The organism is Streptomyces sp. AA1529, from assembly GCF_000280905.1.
In the GTDB taxonomy this organism is placed as follows: Bacteria; Actinomycetota; Actinomycetes; order Streptomycetales; family Streptomycetaceae; genus Streptomyces.
In genome coordinates this window covers 67,212-88,237 of sequence record NZ_ALAP01000055.1, presented here as the reverse complement: position 1 = coordinate 88,237, position 21,026 = coordinate 67,212, and the positions used below count along the sequence as shown (strand labels likewise).

General features: G+C 74.5%; 18 protein-coding genes and 1 pseudogene. 8 read left to right on the top strand and 11 right to left on the bottom strand.

Going from position 1 to position 21,026, the window contains the following annotated elements:
- Positions 1 to 1,163, bottom strand: a 1,163-nt coding sequence (locus A949_RS0116950) for an acyl-CoA dehydrogenase family protein (RefSeq protein WP_019357212.1), incomplete at its 3' end; no start/stop codon positions are given.
- 17 nt (positions 1,164 to 1,180) lie between these two features.
- Between A949_RS0116950 and A949_RS0116945 the strand changes: the two genes are divergently transcribed.
- The 4 genes from A949_RS0116945 (at position 1,181) to A949_RS0116930 (ending at position 6,178) form a co-directional block, all read left to right on the top strand.
- The gene (locus A949_RS0116945; protein ID WP_086022675.1) at positions 1,181 to 2,425 is read left to right on the top strand and encodes a YihY/virulence factor BrkB family protein; all 1,245 of its coding nucleotides are present in this window, start codon (positions 1,181 to 1,183) and stop codon (positions 2,423 to 2,425) included.
- Positions 2,426 to 2,785: 360 nt separating this feature from the next.
- Positions 2,786 to 3,916 carry a ribosome small subunit-dependent GTPase A gene (gene rsgA / locus A949_RS0116940; RefSeq protein ID WP_026004738.1) on the top strand — a complete coding sequence of 377 codons (1,131 nt, stop codon included), beginning with the start codon at positions 2,786 to 2,788 and terminating at the stop codon, positions 3,914 to 3,916.
- Positions 3,917 to 3,994: 78 nt separating this feature from the next.
- Positions 3,995 to 4,624, top strand: a complete 630-nt coding sequence (locus tag A949_RS0116935) for a hypothetical protein (protein ID WP_019357209.1) — start codon at positions 3,995 to 3,997, stop codon at positions 4,622 to 4,624.
- A 33-nt stretch (positions 4,625 to 4,657) separates the two neighbouring features.
- The gene (locus A949_RS0116930; RefSeq protein WP_019357208.1) at positions 4,658 to 6,178 is read left to right on the top strand and encodes a DNA-3-methyladenine glycosylase 2 family protein; all 1,521 of its coding nucleotides are present in this window, start codon (positions 4,658 to 4,660) and stop codon (positions 6,176 to 6,178) included.
- Here the strand turns inward: A949_RS0116930 and A949_RS0116925 are convergent.
- The 5 genes from A949_RS0116925 to A949_RS0116905 form a co-directional block, all read right to left on the bottom strand.
- On the bottom strand, positions 6,153 to 6,566 hold the full coding sequence (locus tag A949_RS0116925) for a PPOX class F420-dependent oxidoreductase (RefSeq protein ID WP_019357207.1): 414 nt from the start codon (positions 6,564 to 6,566) through the stop codon (positions 6,153 to 6,155). The two genes, A949_RS0116930 and A949_RS0116925, sit on opposite strands and share 26 nt — an antisense overlap.
- A gap of 280 nt (positions 6,567 to 6,846) precedes the next feature.
- Complete coding sequence (locus A949_RS0116920) at positions 6,847 to 8,307, bottom strand: DEAD/DEAH box helicase (protein WP_019357206.1); 1,461 nt, start codon at positions 8,305 to 8,307, stop codon at positions 6,847 to 6,849.
- Between the two features lie 337 nt (positions 8,308 to 8,644).
- Complete coding sequence (locus A949_RS0116915) at positions 8,645 to 8,848, bottom strand: cold-shock protein (RefSeq protein WP_019357205.1); 204 nt, start codon at positions 8,846 to 8,848, stop codon at positions 8,645 to 8,647.
- Between the two features lie 488 nt (positions 8,849 to 9,336).
- A complete protein-coding gene (locus A949_RS0116910; protein WP_019357204.1) occupies positions 9,337 to 9,678 on the bottom strand; it encodes a MerR family transcriptional regulator in 342 nt (113 codons plus the stop codon).
- A gap of 649 nt (positions 9,679 to 10,327) precedes the next feature.
- Positions 10,328 to 10,888 (bottom strand): nitroreductase family protein, encoded by a 561-nt coding sequence (locus A949_RS0116905; RefSeq protein WP_026004735.1) that lies wholly within the window; start codon positions 10,886 to 10,888, stop codon positions 10,328 to 10,330.
- Positions 10,889 to 11,094: 206 nt separating this feature from the next.
- Between A949_RS0116905 and A949_RS0116900 the strand changes: the two genes are divergently transcribed.
- Positions 11,095 to 12,243 carry a protein phosphatase 2C domain-containing protein gene (locus A949_RS0116900; protein ID WP_019357202.1) on the top strand — a complete coding sequence of 383 codons (1,149 nt, stop codon included), beginning with the start codon at positions 11,095 to 11,097 and terminating at the stop codon, positions 12,241 to 12,243.
- Between the two features lie 118 nt (positions 12,244 to 12,361).
- On the opposite strand, the pseudogene A949_RS33695 reads toward A949_RS0116900, so the two are convergent.
- A pseudogene (locus A949_RS33695) lies at positions 12,362 to 12,724 on the bottom strand (MerR family transcriptional regulator); the annotation flags it as partial.
- Between the two features lie 104 nt (positions 12,725 to 12,828).
- Between A949_RS33695 and A949_RS0116890 the strand changes: the two are divergent.
- Positions 12,829 to 14,073: an MFS transporter gene (locus tag A949_RS0116890; RefSeq protein WP_019357200.1), complete on the top strand. Its 1,245-nt coding sequence runs from the start codon at positions 12,829 to 12,831 to the stop codon at positions 14,071 to 14,073.
- A 90-nt stretch (positions 14,074 to 14,163) separates the two neighbouring features.
- On the opposite strand, the gene A949_RS0116885 is transcribed toward A949_RS0116890, so the two are convergent.
- Together A949_RS0116885 and A949_RS0116880 are read right to left on the bottom strand one after the other, a co-directional pair.
- Positions 14,164 to 15,279 (bottom strand): DUF2637 domain-containing protein, encoded by a 1,116-nt coding sequence (locus A949_RS0116885; protein ID WP_019357199.1) that lies wholly within the window; start codon positions 15,277 to 15,279, stop codon positions 14,164 to 14,166.
- Between the two features lie 209 nt (positions 15,280 to 15,488).
- Positions 15,489 to 16,340, bottom strand: coding sequence for a (2Fe-2S)-binding protein (locus tag A949_RS0116880; RefSeq protein ID WP_037706622.1), 852 nt, complete (start codon positions 16,338 to 16,340; stop codon positions 15,489 to 15,491).
- A 141-nt stretch (positions 16,341 to 16,481) separates the two neighbouring features.
- Between A949_RS0116880 and A949_RS0116875 the strand changes: the two genes are divergently transcribed.
- Positions 16,482 to 17,300: a GntR family transcriptional regulator gene (locus tag A949_RS0116875; RefSeq protein WP_019357197.1), complete on the top strand. Its 819-nt coding sequence runs from the start codon at positions 16,482 to 16,484 to the stop codon at positions 17,298 to 17,300.
- Positions 17,301 to 17,389: 89 nt separating this feature from the next.
- Here A949_RS0116875 and A949_RS33690 read toward each other — a convergent pair whose 3' ends face one another.
- The gene (locus A949_RS33690) at positions 17,390 to 18,208 is read right to left on the bottom strand and encodes a hypothetical protein (RefSeq protein WP_019357196.1); all 819 of its coding nucleotides are present in this window, start codon (positions 18,206 to 18,208) and stop codon (positions 17,390 to 17,392) included.
- A 667-nt stretch (positions 18,209 to 18,875) separates the two neighbouring features.
- On the opposite strand from A949_RS33690, the gene A949_RS38125 reads away from it, so the two are divergent.
- Positions 18,876 to 19,034 (top strand): hypothetical protein, encoded by a 159-nt coding sequence (locus A949_RS38125; protein WP_019357195.1) that lies wholly within the window; start codon positions 18,876 to 18,878, stop codon positions 19,032 to 19,034.
- A gap of 21 nt (positions 19,035 to 19,055) precedes the next feature.
- Here the strand turns inward: A949_RS38125 and A949_RS0116860 are convergent, their stop codons facing one another.
- Positions 19,056 to 20,786 carry a PucR family transcriptional regulator gene (locus tag A949_RS0116860; protein ID WP_019357194.1) on the bottom strand — a complete coding sequence of 577 codons (1,731 nt, stop codon included), beginning with the start codon at positions 20,784 to 20,786 and terminating at the stop codon, positions 19,056 to 19,058.
- Positions 20,787 to 21,026: the final 240 nt, after the last annotated feature.

Below are 21,026 nucleotides of genomic sequence, written 5' to 3'. Positions count from 1 at the left end.
AGCCGCAGGAACGCGCGGTCGGCGTCCGCCTGCGGGCCCTCACCCGCGGCGCTGTCGTAGGCCGCGGCCAGCCGCAGCGCCAGCGTGGTGGCCGCCTCCGACTCCAGCGCCATGTCCGCCAGCACATTGCGCATCAGCGGCTGCTCGACCAGCGGCCGGCCGAACGCCGAACGGTGCGCGGTGTGATGCGTGGCCTGCGCCACCGCCTGCCGCATCAGCGCCGCCGAGCCCGTCACGCAGTCCAGCCGGGTCGCGGCCACCATCTCGATGATGGTGGCCACCCCGCGGCCCTCCTCGCCCACCCGGCGCGCCCAGGTCGTGCCGTCGAACTCGATCTCACCGGAGGCGTTGGAGCGGTTGCCCAGCTTGTCCTTCAGCCGCTGGATGCGGAACGCGTTGCGGGTGCCGTCCGGCAGCACCCGCGGCACCAGGAAGCACGTCAGCCCGCCGTCCCCGGCCGCCGGTGCCGTCCGCGCCAGCACCAGGAAGACGTCCGACATCGGCGCGGAGCAGAACCACTTGTGCCCCAGCAGCGTGTACTCGCCCTCGCCGGAGAGCGGCACGGCCTCGGTGGTGTTGGCCCGGACGTCGCTGCCGCCCTGCTTCTCGGTCATGCCCATCCCGGCGATCGCCCCGAGCTTGGCGCTCGCCGGCCGGTCCAGGCCGTAGTCGTAGCGGTGCGCGCTCAGCCGCGGCTCCCACTCGGCGGCCAGCTCCGGCTCCTTGCGCAGCGCCGGCACCGCCGCGTGCGTCATCGAGACGGGGCAGCTGTGCCCGGCCTCCACCTGCGACCACACGTAGAAGCCCGCCGTGCGGCGGAGCTGCCCGTGGGGCCGTGACCAGGCGTCCGTCAACCCGGCGTCCACCGCCTGCTCCATCAGGTGGTGCCACGCCGGGTGGAAATCCACCTCGTCGATCCGGTGCCCGAACCGGTCGTGGGTGCGCAGCACCGGCGGGTTCTCGTTCGCCTGCCTGCCCCACTCCTGCGCCTGCGCGGAGCCCGCCGCACGGCCCAGTCCGGCCAGCTCGGCCCGGGCCTCCTCGGCCTGCTCGGGGGCGATGTGCCGGGCGACGCCCTCGGCCAGCGCGGCGTCGGTCGCGAAGACGTCGTAGTCGGTCAGCGGTGCGGCCTGGTTGGTCACGGTGTGTGTCGAGGGTGGCATACCGATACGTTAAAGAGGTGCGTGCAGTCGAGGAAACCCCTGAGCAGACCGCCGGACGGGCCCTGAAGTGGGCTCCCCGCCGGTCCCGCAACCAGTTCCGCAGGGCGCGGGTGAAGTACCGGGACGTCCCCAAGAGGAGGATGGCCTGGCTGCTGCTCAAGGACACCGTGAACTCCTGCATGGAGTACCGTGTCCTGGGGCTGGCGGCCGAGGCGGCGTTCTTCACCCTGATCTCGATCCCCCCGCTGCTGCTCGGCCTGATCGGCTCGCTCGGCTATCTCGACTGGGTGGGCGCCGACACGATCGAGACCATCCGGCAGAACTTCCTGGACGCCTCCGCCACCGTGCTCTCCGACCGGGGCGTCGACCAGCTCGCGCGCCCCCTGATCGACGACGTCATCAGGGGCGGCGGACCCGACGTCATCTCCCTCGGCTTCGCCCTGGCCCTGTGGTCCGGCTCCCGAGCGGTGAACGTCTTCATCGACACCATCACCGTGATGTACGGACTGGACGGACGGCGCGGCATCGTCCGGACCCGGCTGCTGGCCTTCGTGCTGTATCTCGTCGCGCTGGTGATCGGCGCGGTGGCGCTGCCGCTCATGGTGGCCGGGCCGGACGCGGTGCTGCGCCTGGTGCCACAGGCCCAGTGGCTGGTCAGCGCCTTCTACTGGCCGGTCGTCCTGCTGCTGTCCATCGTCTTCCTCACCACGCTCTACCACGTCTCCGTGCCCGTGCGCTCACCCTGGCGCGAGGACATCCCCGGAGCGTCGGTGGCGCTCGTGATGTGGGTGCTCGGCAGCTTCCTGCTGCGGCTCTACCTGACCAACACCGTCGAGGGGCCCACGATCTACGGCTCCCTGGCCGCACCCGTCGCCGTGCTGCTGTGGATCGGCGTCTCGGCGTTCGCGGTGCTGGTGGGCGCCGCGGTGAACGCGGCCATCGACCATGTGTGGCCCTCGGTGGCCACCGCGGCGGCACGGCGCGCCAACGAGCGCCGCCGCGAGGAGGCCGCGGCCGAGGTCGTCGCCGCCGTCCAGGCCCGGCGCCGCCGCCGCACCGGGGACGAGAGCGACGAGACCGAGGACGACGACCCCTTCGACCTGGACGCGCCCGCCGAGTTCCCGGAGCGCTGGACCAAGTTCCTGCCACCGTCCGACGTCCGCGGCCGGCTGCTGCGCCCCCGCGGGCACGACCGCGAGGACCTCAAGGAACCCGCGGAGTCCGCCCGGCGCGACCCCGGGAGCGGCGGCACCGGCACCTGACCGCCGGGCGGCCGGGTACCGCCGCGGAGGGCGCGGGCGGCCGCGCGGCGGCGGCACGCGGGAGGGGCGCCGGAGAACGCGCAGGAGGGAAGCCGGAAAAGCAGTGGCGGGCGGATGTCGGAGCCCGCTACTGTCCTCGCATTCCGCACGGCGGCACCACGACCGCCGTGCTCTGCGACGAGAACGGAGGTGCGACCGATGGCTGTCACCGCGCCGGGCGCTGCCCGCATCCAGTCCGTCACACCCACCTCCGTGGCCACCGGCTGAACCGGCAAACCTTTCCTGCACCGGGCCGGGGCCACCCATGTGAAGGGTTTTCCCTTGTCACCCAGCACGTCGCAGAGCACGTCACACAACACGATCAACACCCCCGTACACCCTGAGCACCCGGCGCTGGCCGCCTACGGCTGGGACGCCGGATGGCAGGCCGAGTTCCTGCGGGCGACCGCGGACCCGGCCACCGCCGGGCCCGACCCGCTGCCCGGCAGGGTGGTGCGGGTCGACCGCGGCCAGTGCGATCTGGTCACCCCGGCGGGCACCCTGCGCGCCGACACCGAGTACGTCGTCCCGCGCGACCCGATGCGGGTCGTGTGCACCGGCGACTGGGCGGTCGTCGACGCCACCGGCGCCCCGCCCTACGTCCGCACCCTGCTGCCCCGGCGTACCGCCTTCGTCCGCTCCGCCTCCTCCAAGCGCTCCGAGGGCCAGGTCCTGGCCGCCAACGTGGACCACGCGCTGATCGCCGTGTCCCTCGACGCGGAGCTGGACCTGGGCCGGATCGAGCGGTTCGTCTCGTTGGCCTGGAGCAGCGGCGCGCAGCCGCTGCTCGTCCTCACCAAGGCGGACCTCGTACCCGACGAGGCCACCGTCGCGCACCTGGTCGCCGACGCGGAGACCTCCGCCCCGGGCGTCCGGGTACTGCCCGTCAGCGCCCGGAACGGCCAGGGGCTCGCCCCCCTCGCGACCGTCCTCGCGGGCGGCACCACGGCGCTGCTCGGCCAGTCGGGGGCGGGCAAGTCCTCGCTGGCCAACGCGCTGCTGGGGCACCGGACGCAGCGTGTGCAGGCCATCCGGGACCAGGACGGCAAGGGCCGGCACACCACCACCACCCGCAATCTGCTGCCGCTGGCCGCGGAGCGCGGTGGCGGCGTCCTCATCGACACCCCCGGACTGCGGGGCGTCGGGCTGTGGGACGCCGAGGAGGGGCTCGGCCAGGCGTTCTCCGAGATCGAGGAGCTCGCCGCCGACTGCCGCTTCCAGGACTGCGCCCACGAGGCGGAGCCCGGATGCGCGGTGCTCGCCGCGGTGGAGAGCGGCATGCTGCCCGAACGGCGCCTGCACAGCTACCGCAAGCTGCTGCGCGAGAACACCCGGCTGGCCGCCCGCACGGACGCCCGGCTGCGCGCCCAGCAGCGCAAGCTGTTCAAACAGCGCCAGGAGCTCGGCCGCCACCAGAGCGAGCGCAAGCGCGGCCCGCGCCGCAAGGCGTAGCGCACCGGAGAGCATGGTGGGGGCGGTTGGTACCGTCCCCACCATGCTGTCGCACCCGCCACCCCGGCCACCCGCCTGATGGGCCTCCCGGCCGGCTCCCCGGCGGCGTTCGGCGCGCTGGAGTTCCAGCTCGTGCTGCTGCGCAGGATGGCGGACTTCCAGCCCGGCAGGGTGGACGCGGCGCTGCGGGAACTCGGCGTCGACCGGGCGGCCATGCGCGAGGCCCACAGACGCTGGCAGGCGATGCTCCACGCACCCCGCGGCGCCTCCGCGCCCTACCGTGCGGTCCTCGGCCCGCCCGAGCGCACCGAGCAGCGCCGGCTCGGGGACCTGGTGTGCCGGGCGCGCTCCTGGACCCTGCCGCTCTGGACCGACCTGCGCTTCGAGGTGCTGAGCGCGCCCGGCGGCGGGCCCGCCTGGAACGCGTGGCTGGTGCGCGCCCCCGGCGCCCCCGGGCCCCGGCTGCGCACCGTCGAGGACCTGGTGCCCTGGTCCTGCACCGTCGACGAGGCAGCCCGCGCCTTCCAGCCCGCGCAGCCGCGCGAGGGCTCGGCCCCCAACCGCCAGCGGCTCGCCTGCACGGCGCCGGACCGCGCCGGCACCCCGCACGCGGTCGTCGCGGAGTTCACCTGGGGGCTGCTGCAGCGCCTCCCGGTCGGTCCGCAACCGCCCGGGGACGCACCGACGGCGCCGTCCGATTCCCGCTAGCCCCCGGCCCGGCGCTCTTCCACACTGGAGCACGTGACCACAGAAGACAGCAGGTACGAGGCGGTACGCAGCAGAGACGCGCGCTTCGACGGAGTGTTCTTCCTCGGGGTACGCACCACCGGGATCTACTGCCGGCCGAGCTGCCCCGCGGTGACCCCCAAGCGGGAGAACGTCCGCTTCTACCCCACCGCGGCGGCGGCCCAGGCCGCGGGCTTCCGCGCCTGCCGCCGATGCCGCCCGGACGCGGTACCCGGCTCCGCCGAGTGGAACGTACGCGCCGACCTGGTGGGCCGCGCGATGCGGATGATCTCCGACGGGGTGGTGGACCGCGAGGGCGTGGCCGGCCTCTCCCGGCGGCTGGGCTACAGCTCCCGCCAGGTGCAGCGCCAGCTCACCACCGAACTCGGCGCCGGCCCCGTGGCCCTGGCCCGGGCCCAGCGGGCACACACCGCCCGGGTGCTGCTCCAGACCACGCCGCTGCCCGTCACCCAGATCGCGTTCGCCGCCGGATTCGCCAGCGTCCGGCAGTTCAACGACACCGTCCGCGAGATCTACGCGCGCACCCCGAGCGCACTGCGCGCGGCCTCCGCACGCGGCGGACACGGCCCCGCGGGCCGCCCCGAGGCACGCGAGGCGGCGGCGCACGGGGGCGCGGCCGTCGCCGGGGTTCCGCTGCGGCTCGCCTACCGCGGCGGCTACGACACCGGACAGGTCTTCGGCTTCCTGGCCCGCCGCGCCGTACCGGGCGTCGAGGAGATGCGGGGCGCCCCCGGCGGCCGCACCTACCGGCGGACCCTGAACCTGCCCTACGGCATCGGGATCGCCGAGGTCGACGAGTGCGCGGCGCGCAGCGGCAAGGGCTGGCTGGACTGCCGGCTGCACCTGGGCGACCTGCGGGACCTGACGACCGCCGTGCAGCGCGTGCGGCGCCTCTTCGACCTGGACGCGGACCCCTACGCGGTCGGCGAGCGGCTCGGCGGCGAGCCGGACCTGGGCTCGCTCGTCTCCCGGACACCCGGGCTGCGCTCACCCGGCGCCGCCGACACACACGAGCTGGCGGTCCGCGCCGTACTCGGCCAGCAGGTCACCGTGGGCGCCGCCCGGACGCTGGGCGGCACGCTGGTCGCCGGCTACGGGAAACCGCTGGCGGCCCCGGACGGCACCCTCACCCACCTGTTCCCGGACGCCGGAACGCTCGCCGAGGCGCCGCTGGGCGAACTGGGCATGCCGCGGACCCGCCGCCGCACCATCCGGACCGTCGCGGCGGCACTCGCGGACGGCACCGTCGTGCTCGACCCCGGCGCCGACCGGGAGGAGACCGAGCGCGCCCTGCTGGCGCTCCCCGGAATCGGTCCGTGGACGGCGGGATACATCCGGATGCGCGCCCTGGGCGACCCGGACGTCTTCCTCCCCGGCGACGCGGGAGTGCGGCACGGGCTGGCGCTGATCGGTGCGGAGGCCGGGCAGGCCGACCGGTGGCGCCCCTGGCGCTCCTACGCGCTGCACCACCTGTGGCACGCGACCGGACTCACGCCTCCTCCAGCCCCCAGCTGAGCACCCGGCGCGGGTGGACGACGATCAGCTCCTCGCTGAAGTGCGGGCCGAGCCCGTGCGGCCCCTCGCGCAGTTCGGCGACGCCCCGCACCTCCACGCCGCGCACCCGCCACGGCGAGAAGCTGACGATGTCGTCCACCACGAGGGCGAGCCGGGGCTGCGCCCGCAGGTTGCGCCACTTCTTCGTCGTCCCCAGCGCATAGCCGCCCACCAGGATGGTGCCGTCCTGCTGCGGGAAGAAGCCGACCGGGTTGTTCTGCGGCTGGCCGTGGGAGTCCACCGTCGCCAGCCGCCCCAGCCGCTGGGAGGTCAGGTACTCCCACTCGGCGGCGGTGAACGCCTGGTCACGGGGGTCGCCGGGAGGGCCGGCGGGTGTCGTCTCCGTCATACGAGCAGCGTCACACGCCGCGCTCGCACCCGCATCGGACGCCGGTCGCACCCGGCCCGCGCCCCGGGACCTACGGCCGCGGCCGGTGCCGTACGGTCCTGTCGTCCGCGGCACACCGGCAGCAAGCCTCCACGCGGGCTGCGGATGCCCCGGATGAGGTGGTCCGGTGCGTCCCCGTCCCAGCAGGCCGATTGCTCATCCACGACACGGGAGCTGCCCCCCGATGCCGTCTCCGTGACCAACCGGCCTGCCGCACGGCCAGGGCCGGGACTATGTAGGACTATGCGGCCGTCCTGAACGAGGAGCGGCGCCCCCGGCGGGCGGCGGGCCGGCCCCGCCGTGTCCGCTGCGCGGGGGCGGGCTTGGGCGGTTCGGTGTCCGCGACCGTGAGCGGGTCTCCCGAAGGCCTCCGCGCACCGGTGATGCGCTCCAGGTCGGCGTCTCCGGCCCGGACGCGGGTCTGTTCCGGCGTGATGGAGGCGTCCGCCATCAGGCGGTTCATGCCACGTCGCTGCCCCGGGAGGACCAGGGTGACGACGGTGCCCGACTCCCCGGCGCGGGCGGTGCGACCGCCCCGGTGCAGGTAGTCCTTGTGATCATTCGGCGGGTCGACGTTGACGACGAGGTCGAGATTGTCGACGTGGATGCCGCGCGCCGCGACGTTGGTGGCCACCAGGACGTTCGCGTGACCGGACTTGAACCCGGCGAGGGTCCGGGTGCGCTGGCCCTGCGACTTGCCGCCGTGCAGGGCCGAGGCGCGCACCCCGACCGCCAGCAGGTCCCGGGTCAGCCGATCCACCGCGTGCTTGGTGTCCAAGAACATGATCACCCGCCCGTCGCGGGCCGCGATCTCGGTGACCGCCGCTTGCTTGTCGACACCCTGCACATGCAGCAGGTGGTGCTCCATGGCGGTCACCGCGCCCGCGGAGGGGTCGACGGAGTGGACCACCGGGTCGCTCAGATAGCGGCGCACCAGCAGGTCGACGTTGCGGTCCAAGGTCGCGGAGAACAGCAGCCGTTGCCCGTCGGCGCGTACCTGGTCGAGCAGGCGGGTGACCTGGGGCATGAAGCCCATGTCGGCCATCTGGTCGGCTTCGTCCAGCACCGTGACGGCCACCTGCTCCAGCGCGCAGTCACCGCGTTCGACGAGGTCCTTGAGCCGGCCGGGGGTGGCGACCACGATCTCGCTGCCGGCTTTGAGGTCGCGTGCCTGACGGCTGATCGACATGCCGCCCACGACGGTGGTGAGCCCCAGCCGCAGCGCGCGTGCGTAGGGGGTGAGTGCCGCGGTCACCTGCTGCGCCAGCTCCCGGGTGGGGACGAGGACCAGTCCCAGCGGATGCCGGGGTTCGGCGCGCTGCCCATGGGTTCGGGCCAGCAGAGCGAGACCGAAGGCGAGCGTCTTGCCCGAGCCGGTGCGACCGCGGCCCAGGACGTCCCGGCCGGCCAGCGCGTTGGGCAGCGTCGCTGCCTGGATGGGGAACGGGGCGCTCATCCCCTGGGCGCGCAGCGTGGCCTTGAGACGGTCGGGCATGTCGAGGCCGGCGAACGTCTCGACGGCCGGCAGCGGCGGGGTGTGGGTGACCGGCAGTGCGAACTCCTTCGGCGGGCCCGAGGGCCGTCCCTGCGCCGGGCGATTGCCCGAACGCGGGGGCCCGGCCCGGTGAGCGGCCTGCGAGCGACGGCCGTCGCGGCCGTGTCCGCGGGAGGAGCCGGAAGTGGTGCGAGCAGTACGGTTCATGCAGAACCTTCCTCGATGCGGCACGAATCGAGGAATTCACCGCAGCATGCGCCGCACAAGGATTCACAAGACCGAGCCGAAGAATAAGACGACCAACCCGTGACCAGAAAAGCCACGGAGTCGTCAGGAAATGCACCGGTCCGCTGCCCGCCGGGGCGGTCGGAAAACAACGGTGCGGGTGAGCCGTGCAGAGCGGGGCATGTGCCGCTCCACGTTCGGCGACATGACAACTGATTGCGCTGCCGCTCACACGCCCTTGTCGGGGTGAGCGGGGGAACAACGCAACGAGCCGGGGCCGCACGCAAGTGCGTGCCCCAGCTCGTCGTACGTGTCAGCGTCAGGCGGGAACGATGTTCTCCGCCTGGAGGCCCTTCTGGCCCTGCGTGACATCGAAGTTCACTGTCTGGCCTTCGAGCAGCTCGCGGAAGCCGGTGGCGTTGATGTTCGAGAAGTGGGCGAACACGTCTGGGCCGCCACCCTCCTGCTCGATGAAGCCGAAGCCCTTTTCCGCGTTGAACCACTTCACGGTGCCAGTAGCCAAAATATCTCCTTCAAAGCGGTGCCCGGAACCCGCACTGCACGGGAGCCAGGGTTGCCGCGATGATAACCCTCCGTGTAACGGGTAAACACAAGGCTCATTCCGGTGATCCGGAGGAGCGCTTGAAGTCTCAGGGAACCACAACTGCAACTGGGTGCAACCGTAGCACGGCGGCTTCGCGGGTTACGACCGCTTCTCGCGCCGAGTCCGCCGGGGTATAACTTCTCCTCGCGCATTACTCGTGTTTCTGTAGCGGCGGAAATAGATTTCGGTGTCCGGGCGGTTGACGGAAAGTCCCGGCGTGGCCAAAGGCGGGGCGCTCGCCACCGGTCGGCCCCCGGTTCCGGTGGCGTCGGCGACCGCACCGAGGGCCGCGTCGACACCCGGTTCGCGGCCTCGGGCCCCGCCTCGGCGGCCGGATGAACCGCTCGGGCGGGAGAGGCTCGGCTGCCGGCGCTCCGGAAGGCGAGGCGCAGAGCGCGGCGGAGGCTTCAGCTGTCGGTCTGCGGGTCCGGGGACTTCCCGTTGCGCAGCTGTTCGTTCATGCGCTGGGCCTCTTCGAGCTGGTCCTCGAGGATGATGATGCGGCAGGCCGCCTCCACGGAGGTTCCCTGGTCGACCAGCTCGCGGGCCCGGGTGGCCAGCCGCAGCTGGTAGCGGGAGTAGCGGCGGTGGCCCCCCTCCGAGCGCAGCGGCACGATCAGCTTCGCTTCGCCGATGGCTCGCAGGAAGGCGGGTGTGGTGCCGAGCATCTCGGCGGCCCGCCCCATGGTGTAGGCGGGGTAGTCATCGTCGTCGAGGTTGCTCGACGGGGTGGGCTTGTCTGCGGCCACTGGCACCTCTCGGTTCACGCGTCGAGGGGCCCTGGTGCCATGCGGCACCAGGGCCCCGAGGGGGTCAACACCATCTACCGGCTGTCTGTACCGGCTTCTGTGTTCCGCGCCGCGGTCTGACAGGACGGCGGCGCAGGGATCGCGGTTGCGTGACCGGGGACCACCTTCCAATCCGGGGTCTGCGGTACCCGGGCGGTCTGCCCTGCCCGGGCGATCCTGATGGTGCTCTCCTCCTTTTCCACTGCTCTGTCATGCACTGCTTGATCTTGCAGAACTGCCTGCGGCCCCGAGGGCCGCCCGGCCCGGCAGTCAACGGTGGAGCCCCCAACTTTCGGCCACACCGTTCAACTGCCGTTCCTCGACCTGCGTGCGGGGCAGTTGCGTCATCTGCCCCGCCGAACTGATCTCCGCGAGTACGAGAAGAACGCTACCCCCGGCGGCCTGCAATGTCTACTCTCGCGGGTGCAGATTTTCTTCGAGTGGGATACCGGAGAGTCTCATCTCCAGGTGCGGTGAAAAACTGCACCACCCACTGCCGCGAGGGTCTGGTCGGCCGTCCGTACGACCCGCGACCGTGCGCTGCCGGATGCCGTGCCCGTCCACCCGGCTGTACGGGCCTCCCCACCGCTCGACGGGTCGGGCTCCGCCGCTACTCCGCCGGTGACCAGGGCGCGGAGCGCAACCGTGCGACGCTGTGCCGGACCCGGCCCTCCGGAGGTCCGCCGGCCGCCTTGCCGACCGCGGCCATCGAGACGATCGCCCAGCCCGGGTTCGGGTCCAGCTCCTTGGTGAGCCCCTCCAGGTCGAAGGCCCGGAATTGGTGTGCGGCCAGCCCCATGGCCTGGGCCTGCACCGTCATGTGGGCGATGGCCTGGCCGAGGTCGTAGTCCGCGAACTCGGAGTGGAGCAACTGCGTGTCATCGACGTGCCGGCGGGTCAGCGTGACGACGAGCAGGCCCGCGTCCGTCGCCCAGCGGGCCGAGCTCGGCGCGAGGTGGGGGAGTATCCGGTCGTGCTCCGGCTCGCCGGGTCTGCCGGTGAAGAAGCCCCACGGCTGGGAGTTGCCCGCCGACGGTGCCCATCGCGCGGCTTCCAGCAGCAGCCCGAGAGCGTGGTCGTCGACAGCCGCCGACGGATCGAACCGGTAGGGGCTGAAGCGTCCGGCGAGCAGGGGATGTATGCCGCTGGACGGCTCCTGTGGACGGTGCATGGTCTGCTGCAACCGGCGCCCGCGAGCCGGTATTCCGGCTGGTGCGGGCACAGCCCCCGGCCGTGCCCGCCGGCCGGCGGAGACCGCCGCCGCGAACCCGTGGAAGCCCCCGGCGGGCTGATCGTTCTCCGATGCCGGACCGGGACCCCGGGGCCGTATCCCGCGTACGCCCTTCCCAGCCGGTCCGTGCGCGGGACAATGAGCCGATGAGTGGACAGGGGGCGCAGGACGCAGACGAACACCACGACTGGTGGGCCCAGTTGTACGACCCGCACGCTGCGGACACCGGCCGGGCACGCGCCCGGGACACCCTGGACGAGCGCTATCGCTCGGTGAGCCGCACGCTGACCGGCCCGCCCGCCGACCCGCCGGGCCCCGGTCCCCACGCGGACCCCGCGCCTGCCGGGGCCCCGCCCGGTCCGGGACCCGGCGCCGCGCCGGTGTCCGCACTGCCGGCCGGGGTGCTGCCGCCCGCCGCACCGGACGCGCCGGAGGAGTGGGTGCCGGACACCGTGCTGGAGTCGGCGCGGTTCGGCTCCGCGGAGCTGCACGCGGTCTCCGTACGCGGCGCCGCCGGGCGGCGGGAAGGGCGGCCGCGGACGGACGCGCTGTTGGCCGCACGGTTCGGCGCCGAGGAGGACGGGCTGCTGCTGGTGGCCGTCGCGGCCGGAGGACGGTCGGGACCGGACGGGCACCGCGCCGCGCGCGAAGCGTTGCACGCGGTGGGAGAGGCGGTCGGCCGCAGCAGCGCCCGGCTCGCCCGGGATCTGCGGGAGGACCGCACCAGTGCGCTGCAACCGGGCCTGCACCGGTTGACGGACCGCGCCTTCGGCAGGCTGCGTGCCCAGGCCGCGGCCCTGGGACTGGAACCCGCGCGGCACACCGTCGATCTGCGCTGCCTGCTGCTGCCCGACGACCCGCGCTGCCGCACCCGGGTGTTCTTCGGCGCCGGTGCGGGCGGAGCCTTCCGGCGCAGCGGCGACGGCTGGCAGGACATCGAACCCGCCGCCACCCACGCGCCGCCGCCTCCCGACACTCCGGCGGGCCGCGATCCGGCCGCGGGCGCGGCGGCGGCCCGGGACGGTTTCGCTCCGGCCGAGCGGGCCGCGGGGGCGGCCGCGGCCCCGTTCCACTTCCGCTCCCGGGCCGCGGAGCCGGGGGACGTGCTGCTGCTGTGCGGCCCCGGTGTGGCGGAACCGCTGCGCTCCGAGCCCGCCTTCGCGGAGCGGCTCGCCACCCGTTGGACCGGTGCGGGCGGCGGTCCTCCCGGTGCCGGGGCCTATCTGGACGGCCTGCTGTGCGCGGTGGAGGGGCACCGGGGGGACCGTACCGCGGTCACGGTGTGGGAGAGCTGACGCGGGGGCTGCCGGGTGCCGTGCCGGTGTGCCCGGGTGCGGGGTGCGGGCCGGCGGGGTGCGCCGGCGCGGCGGACGCCGCCGGGACGTCCGCGCCCCGCGCCTCCTCCGGTCCCCGGGCGCGAGTGGCCCGTACCTCTTCGAGGTAGGCCGCGATGGCGTCCCGGTTCCGGGCCAGGCACTGCACCCGGGCCGTCATCCGCTCCAGCTGGTCCTCCAGTGTGGCCAGCATCTCCGGGGTGGCGTCCCGGAAGTGGATGACCCGGGGCTTGTCGAGGCACGGCAGGATCTGCTTGATGATCCGGGTGGGCAGCCCGGCGTCCAGCAGCCCCCGGATCTGCAGCACGCGGTCGACGAACCGCTCGTCGTAGTCGCGGTAGCCGTTGGGGGCCCGGTCCGCGGCGATGAGCCCCTGCTCCTCGTAGTAGCGCAGCAGTCGCCTGGGTGTCCCCGTCCGCTCCGCGAGTTCGCCGATCCGCATCAGGCCCTCCGCCCTCCCCGGCACCCTGCGGAAACGTCTGGGAAGACGCTCCGCGGACACCGACTTGACCTTCACATCCGTGTGAGGGTTTGAGCATACCGGTCATGCGAACCGACACCGCGCAGCACGCGCTCACCCCGGACGGCGCTCCGGGGCCGTCCGAACCCGCCGGCTCCCGGCGCGAGGCGCTCCCGCTCGCCGCCCTGCTGGCACTCGCCACCGCCGTCTTCGTCACCAGCCTCACCGAGACCCTGCCCGCCGGCCTGCTGCCCGGGATGAGCGGCGACCTCGCCGTCGGCGAGTCCGCCATGGGCCAGAGCGTCACCATCTACGCCGTCGGCACCGCGCTCACGGCCGTCCCGCTCACCGCCTTCACCGCCGGATGGCGCCGCAAGCGGCTGCTGCTGGCCGCGATGGCCGGCTTCGCCGCGGCCAACACCGTCACAGCCGTCTCCACCGACTACACCCTCACCATGACCGCGCGCTTCGTCGCCGGTGTGGCGGCCGGGCTCGCCTGGGCGCTGCTGGCCGGATACGCACGCCGCCTGGTCCCCGCCCACCTGGGCGGCCGGGCCATCGCGATCGCCATGGCCGGTATCCCGGTCGCGCTGTCGCTGGGCGTTCCCGCAGGCACCTTCCTGGGCAACGCACTCGGCTGGCGCACCGCCTTCTGGGCCATGACGGCGCTGACCGCCGTCCTGCTCGGCTGGATCACCGCCGCCGTCCCCGACCAGCCCGGGCAGCAGCCGGACGACCGCACTCCCATGGCCGCCGTGCTGCGCATCCCCGGGGTGCTGCCCGTCCTGCTCACCACGCTCGGCTGGGTACTCGCCCATACGGTGCTCTACACCTACATCGCCGCCTTCCTCGACCACGCGGGCCTGGGCGGTTCGGTCGACCGCGTGCTGCTGGTGTTCGGCGCCGCCTCGTTGCTCAGCATCTGGTCCGTCGGCACGCACATCGGCCGCGGGCTGCGCGCGCTGACGCTCGGCGGCGCCCTGCTGGTCGCCCTGGCGGCGGCAGTCCTGGCGGTGGCGGCCGACAGCACACCGCTCGTCTACGCGGCCGTCGCGCTCTGGGGGCTCGGCTGGGGAGGGGCTCCGACGCTGCTGCAGACGGCCGTCGGCGAGGCGGGCGGCGAGTCCGCGGACGCCGCGCAGGCGATGCTCGTCACGCTGTGGAACGCGGCCATGGCGGGCGGGGGAGTCGTGGGCGGCGTGCTGCTGGACGCCCTGGGCGCCGCGTCGTTCCCGTGGAGCGTCCTGGCACTGATGCTGCCGGTGCTGGCCCTGGTGTACGCGGCCCGAAGCCGCGGCTTCCCCGCACGGCGCACCGGTGCGGGTGGCTGAGGCGCCTGCCACCGCGGGACGACCGGCACCGCCGGTGCGGAGAGGGGCCCTGGCCGGGCTTCCGTGCCGCACCGGCGGACTGCCGGACCGTCAGCCGAACTGCCGCTCGATCTCGGCCAGCTTCTCCTCCAGGGTGTCCAGCCGCGGGCTGGCCGCGCCCTTCTCGCCGCCCTCCCGGCCGGACTCGCCACCCGTGAGCTCGCCCTCCCGGCGGGCGCGCGCCGAGGCGCTGTCGTCCCCGACCGCCTGCAGCGCGGGCCTGCCGCGGGGCGGCACGGGAGAGGCGGCCACCGCGGGCAGCTCGCCGGACGGCTCGCTCCCGCCGGAGGACGCGGACGGCGCGGGCGCGCCGAGCTCGACCTCCACATGGGGAGCCGCCGCCCCGCGTCCCCGGCTCCACCTGCGGTGCTGCCGGTTGATGGCCTTCACCCGGGCCCGGTCCAGGCGCTCCTGGTCCTTGCGACGCTGCCGCTCCTGGTCGTGCTGCCGCCGGTCCTCGCGCACCTCGTCGACGGCCTCGTCCAGCGTCCGCACCCCTTCCAGCAGCATCAGCGACCACGCCCCGAACGTCTCCCGGGGGGCCCGCAGCCAGCGGACGATGCGGATCTGCGGCAGCGGACGCGGCACCAGGCCCTGGTCGCGCAGCGCCGCGCGGCGGGTCTGCTTGAGCGCCCGGTCGAACAGGATCGCGGCCGAGAGCGACATCCCCGCGAAGAACTGCGGGGCGCCGTCGTGTCCGGTGCCGCGCGGCGCGTGCACCCAGTTGAACCACGCCGCGGCCCCCGCGAAGATCCACACCAGCAGGCGCGATCCCAGCGAGGCGTCCCCGTGGCTGGCCTCCCGCACGGCGATCACGGCGGAGAACATCGCGGCGCCGTCCAGCCCGAACGGCACCAGGTACTCCCAGCCGCCGCCCAGGCCCAGGTTCTGCCTGCCGAATCCGACCAGCCCGTGGAAGGAGAGAGCCGCGGCGACCGCGGCGCAGCAGAACAACAGCAGGTAGGCGGCCGTCGCGTAGAGCGTCTCCTTGCGGCGCCGCCGCTCCTCGGCCCGCTCCGCGGAGTCGGGCTGTCCGTGCGCGCTCTCGCTCTCGGAGGCGGAGCCGTGCCGGCGCGAGCGCGCCATCACCAGCACCGCGGCCAGAGTGCCGACGAGCAGCACGGCGCTCGGCAGCAGCCAGTTCAGCGGTATGTCGGTCAGTCTCATCGGGGTGCCCCTTGCCGCGCGTACCGCGGGCGCACGCCGGGGACGCCGAGTAGGCCCCGTCGCGTGCGAGGCGGTGTCGCGCTCGCGCTCTGGCTTGCTTCGTCCCGAGCATCCTTACGGGAGAGCGCCACCCCGCCGGGGGGTTTCAGGGGAAGAGCACGCGAAAAGGGAGCGCAGGGGGCCGGGAGAGGGACCCGGGGTCGAACATCTCAGCGGACCACGGTCATCCGCTCGATTCGTTCCGCGTCGCATGTCCGGGGACAGGTGACGCAGGTGTCCTCGGGCCGGAGGGTGTAGTAGAGGCAGCAGCTCGCCCGGTCGCGGGTGGTCAGCGCCGCCCCGCCGGGTCCGGGCAGCTCGCGGAAGCCCGCGCCCTGGGCGAAGGGCGCGACCGCGCCGGGGAGCAGCAGTCCGGCCTCCGCCCGGGCGCGCGGCTCCTCGCCCAGCAGGTGCCCCAGGTACCAGAGCCCCTCGGTGATCTCGTCCGTCACCATTCCCCACAGCGCCCGCGCGCCGCGCCGCATCCGGGGCCCGAACCCCTCCAGCACCGGCGCGAGATGGGCGGCCACCGCGTTCCGCACCTCGGCCCGCAGCGCCTCCTCGCCGGGGACCACGCGGGCGCCCGGTGCGGCCGCCGCGGGGTCGTCCGGCAGGCAGGCGAACTCCTCGATCCGGACCGCGAGCCGCCCCTGGGACCGCTGCACCGCCACGGCCTCCACCGGCAGCCGGGGCACCCGGCGCCGGAGGAACCACGGGACGGTGACCAGCAGGCAGACGGGCCAGGCGTAGCGGTGCAGCCCGAAGCCGGCAACGACGTCCGGGCGCCCGGGCCGCCCGTGGTCCCGCAGGATCTGCTCCTCGTCCCAGGCGAGGAACGCGTCGAGCGCCTCGCCACCGTCCGCCAGCGCTGCGGCGCGCACCCAGCCGGGGCCCTCGGGGAGCGGTTCGCGGGCCGTGGTCTCGGTCACACCCAGCGACGGGAGCACCTCGGTCAGCCGGGCGTAGGCGGCATGGAAAGGGGAGACGTCAGAGGCTACGGGGGCGAGGGTGGGCACGGTCATGGGGACCACCGAATCGACGAGCATCAGCAGGTAAGCCTTACCTTAACTGATCACGCCCGAGGTTTGATCTCGTGTCGCCGCGGCCTAGGGTGCACGGCAGCCTGCATGGCGAAGACAGGTACGCAGAGTGCTGGGGGCCCCATGGAGCAGAGCCGAGCGGAGACACCTGCGGGGCCCGCTGCCGTCCCTTCGGCGGCCGGCCCGCCGTCCGGCGTGCCCCGGCCCCTCGCCCCGGCCGTCCCCGGACCGGCCCGCCGAGCCACCGAGCCGTCCACCGCCCGCGCCCGGCGGACGGACGGCAGTGCCCGCTGTGAGCACACCCACTGCGAACCGGCGGCCCCGAAGGTGGTGCCGCAGCGCCATTCCGTACGCGACCAGATCCTCGAAGCCCTGCGCGGGGCGCTGCTCTCCGGCGAGCTGGCCCCCGGCGAGGTCTACTCCGCGCCCGCGCTGGGGGAGCGCTTCGGTGTCTCGCCGACCCCCGTACGGGAGGCCATGCAGCTCCTGGCGAGCGAGGGCGCCGTGGAGACGGTGCCCAACCGGGGCTTCCGCGTCGCCGCGCACAGCCCCCGTGATCTGGCCGAACTCACCGAGGTCCAAGCCCTGCTGGAGGTCCCGGCGGTCCTGGGGCTCGCGCGGGCCCTGCCCCCCGGGTACTGGGCCGAGCTGCGGCCGCTCGCGGACGACACCCTGCAGGCGGCGGCGTGCGGAGACCGTACCGTCTACGCCGAGACCGACCTCGCCTTCCACCGCGCCCTGCTGGAGGCGACCGGGAACCGGCAACTGGTCGCCGTCGCCGAGGACGTGCGGCGCCGGGCGCGGCTGTCGGCCCTGCGGGCGACTCCCGCCCCGCGCACCACCGACCTGCTCGCCGAGGCGGCCGACCACCTCGCGCTGCTGGACGCGCTGGCCGACCAGGACTATCCGGCCGTCGAGCGACTGGTCCGCGGCCACTTCTGAGGCGCGGGTACTTCCGCCGCCGCTGCTGGTGCGGGTACGTCTGAGGCGTGGCCGCTTCCGGGACGCGGCGCTGCACGCCCGCACGCGGGTCACGCCCGGTTCGGGGGCACCGCCGTCGCGGCGTCCGCGGCGGCCTCGCCGTCCGGCTGCTCGCCCCGCTCCTCGCCCCGTCCGGACTCGGGCAGCCGGTCCGCGAGCCAGGAGGGCACGCCGCCCAGCAGCCGGAACAGCCGTCCGGCCTCCTCGCGCAGCCGGGTCGCCGCGGGCTCCGGCTGCACCTCGGCCAGCGAGGCCAGAGCGGGCGCCATGCCGACGAGGAACCCCAGCTCCTCCCGCAGCCGGAGCGACTCGGCGAATCCGTGGCGCGCCTCGGCCAGTTCGCCCTCGCGGGCCGCGAGCCCGGCCAGATGCCGCCAGGTCGAGGAGCACAGCAGCAGGTCTCCGCGGGCTGTCGCGCCCGCGTGCGCCCTGCGGTAGGCGGCGCGCGCGGACTCCGGGGTGTCGCTCAGGTTCTCCGCCAGCAGCCCGCGCCGGAAGTCCAGCAGCGCCCGGCCGGGCGCGCCCGGCTCCAGCAGGGCGGCGGCCCGGCCGAGCGCCGCCCGTGCCTCGTCGGTCCGGTCGCGGACGCCCAGCACGGTGGCCGCGTAGGCGAGTTGGCCGCGTTCGCAGGCCGCGGCCCCGCGGTCGTCGTCCACCCGCGCCACCGCTTCGGCGACCCGCAGCGCGTCCTCCGCCACGGGCCAGCCGTCTCCGGTGTACATGCACCGTTCGACGAGCAGTCCGGCCCGTCCGACGGCCGCCTGCGGATGCTCCTGCACATACGGCTCCAGCAGCGCCGCCGCGTCCTCCCAGCACCCCCGCGAGCGCAGCCGCCACACCGCCTGTCCCAGCGGGCTGTCCGGGCTCATGCCGGGGCCCGTGGGGCCACCATGACCTGTCGGGCCTCTCGGATCCAGCCTTTCCGAACGTGACATGGCGGTGTCCGCCACAGTGCCCTCCCCAAGCGCGCCGTCGAGCCGGATGTGAGCGCATCACAGCACGGGTTGCGCCGCCCGGCCAAGGGGGTGGTGTGAATCAGTTCACAAAGTTTTACCGGTGGCGCCGGATCGACAAGCGCCCGGCTCCCGGCGGTTCGGGGGAGCGGCGGGGTGGTGCCTGCTCCACCCCGGGTCGGCAACCTGCCGCAGTGAACTCCCCGCCGATCAGCGGTTGGCCGGCGGAGTGAAACCCATCGCCGCAGGTCGCGGCACCCCCGGGCTGCTGCGCCCGCGGCGGGCCGCGCCGGCCCGGCCCCGGTCCGCGCCCCGGTCTGCGCGCTCCCCCTCGCGGGTCGCCGTACCGGACGCGGCGCGCTGACCGGCGGCGCACGGGCTTCCGCCCGCCGCCGCTGCCGGTAGCCCGTGCGCAGCTCCGTGCGCCGCCCGGACCAGCCGAAGAACGCGGGTGCGCCCGCACTTCGGCGTGTGCCACCGCTCGGCGCGCCCCCCGCGCGCCTCTCGTGCGCGCGTTCACAGACCCACCCGTCCCAGGAGCCCGACGTTCCCGGCCTGCCCCCTGGGCACCACCGAGGCTGCGATGCCCGACGCCCCGAATCCGCCCGCGCCCGACGACCACCGCCGGGTGCCGGCCGTCCTCGCCCATCTGCGCCGGGCCGAACCGGGCGCCGCTGCCGGAACCGGCGCGGCGGTACCGGCGGCCCCGCCCTCCGGCGGGAGAATCCCCTCCGAACGGTGAGGCGGCTTCCGGCCGGTCGGCTCAGCTCATCCGCAGCGCGAGGAAGAAGTCCAGCTTGTCCTCCAGGCGGGACAGATCGCGGCCGGTGAGCTGCTCGATGCGGCTGACCCGGTACCGGAGGGTGTTGACGTGCAGATGGAGTCGGCCCGCGCAGCGCGTCCAGGAACCGTCCGAGGACAGGAACGCCTCCAGAGTGGGCACCAGTTCGGCGCGGTGCTTGCGGTCGTACTCGCGCAGCGGGTCCAGCAGCCGGGCGGTGAAGGCGCGGCGTACGTCATCCGGGACGAACGGCAGCAGCAGCACATGCGAGGCCAGCTCCTCGTGCCCGGCCGCGCGCACCGCACCGGGGCGCGCCGCCGCCACCCGGCGGGCGTGCCGGGCCTCCTCCAGGGCACCCCGCAGTCCTTCGGCGGAGTGCACCGCGGCGCTCACCCCCAACGTCAGCCGCCCGTCGTCGGCGAGGGCGCGCCCCAGCGGTTCCCCGGCCTCGGCCAGCAGCACCTCCGCGTGCAGCCCCTCGCCGGCCCGCGTCCCGGCGTGCTCCGGCGCGTCGCCGTCCGCGGCCCCGTGCGCCCCGGCGGCGTCCTCGGCGGCGTCGTCCTGCGGGACCTCGCCGGTCAGCGGTACCAGTGCGACCGCCTCGCCGTCGACGTGCGCGACGGCGATCCGGTCCGAGCCGTCCGGGCCACTGGTGCGCGGGTCCACCAGCAGCTCCTCCAGCAGGGACTGGGCGACGGCCCCGCCGTCCAGGGCGCGGGCCGGGTCCGGCTCGTCCCACTCCACCCGCGCGACGATCACCTGCCAGGCGGGGGCCGCACCCTGCCCGGGCAGCAGGACGGGCGCGGCGACCCGCAGCCGCGCGGCGATCTCGGAGGGCGGCGCGCCGGTCTGCACCAGCTCCAGCACCTCCTGCGCCAGCCTGCGGCGCACGGCGCGCGCTGCGTCCCGCCGGTCGCGTTCGACCGCGATGAGCTGGGTGACGCCCTGCAGCAGGTCCAGGCGCTCGGCGGGCCAGTCGCCGGTGTCGTCGGCCACGGCCAGCAGCCAGTCCGAGAGCACGGTGCGGCGCGGGTCGCCGGTGCCCCGGCCGACGGGGAAGAGCGAGTAGGCCGCACCCTCCTCGGTCGTCCGGTGCGGGGCGCGCCGTCCGGCACGCACGGCGGCCAGATGCGCCCCCGCCAGCCTGGCGGCGGTGGCGTGCGGCAGTTCCGGTCCCTCACTGGGGCCGGCGATCTGCCGGCCGGTGGGGGAGAGCACCCAGGCGGCCAGGTCCAGATCCGAGCCGAGCAGGTCGAGCACCACATCGGGTCCGCCGCCCGCGGGGCCCGAGGACATCAGCCGCCGGTGCCGGTCCACGACGGCGGCCAGATCCCCGGCGCGCTCGGTGGAGACCTGCCGGACCACGTGCTCGGTGATGGTGGCGAACGCGACCGACTCGGTCACCGCGAACAACGGCAGCCGGTGCCGCGCACAGGCGTCGACCAGGTCCTGCGGGACAGGGCCCAGTTCCGCCTCGCCCGCGGCCAGCCCCGCGACGCCCGCGGTGGCCAGGATCTGGACGAACGGCTCGGAGTCCTCCGGTGCGTGCCGCCACGCCAGCCCGGAGAGCACCAGTTCGCCGCCGGACAGGTAGCGGCTGGGGTCGCGCAGGTCGGTGGTCATCACGCCGCGTACGGTCCGGTCCAGCTCGTCGTCGCCGCCGAGGAGCCGGAGGCCCAGCGAGTCGTTCTCCAGGAGGGCGCGCAGCCGCATCGTCTCGTCGCCTGCCGTTCGTGTTTCGTCTGCCGGGTGGGTGGGTCGTGCGCAGCACGTGGTCGTGGCACCGGGGTGTGACCGGGAGAAAGCCGTGAGGTTACCGCTTCCCTGCTTTCGTCTGAATCTACAAGACGGGGTGGCCGACCAGCCAAACGCTTCATGTTTTCGGTGACTGCACCGCGGCGGGTACCTCTCGGTGTACTGACCGCACCCCTTCGAGACTCTCGGATCTCCTCG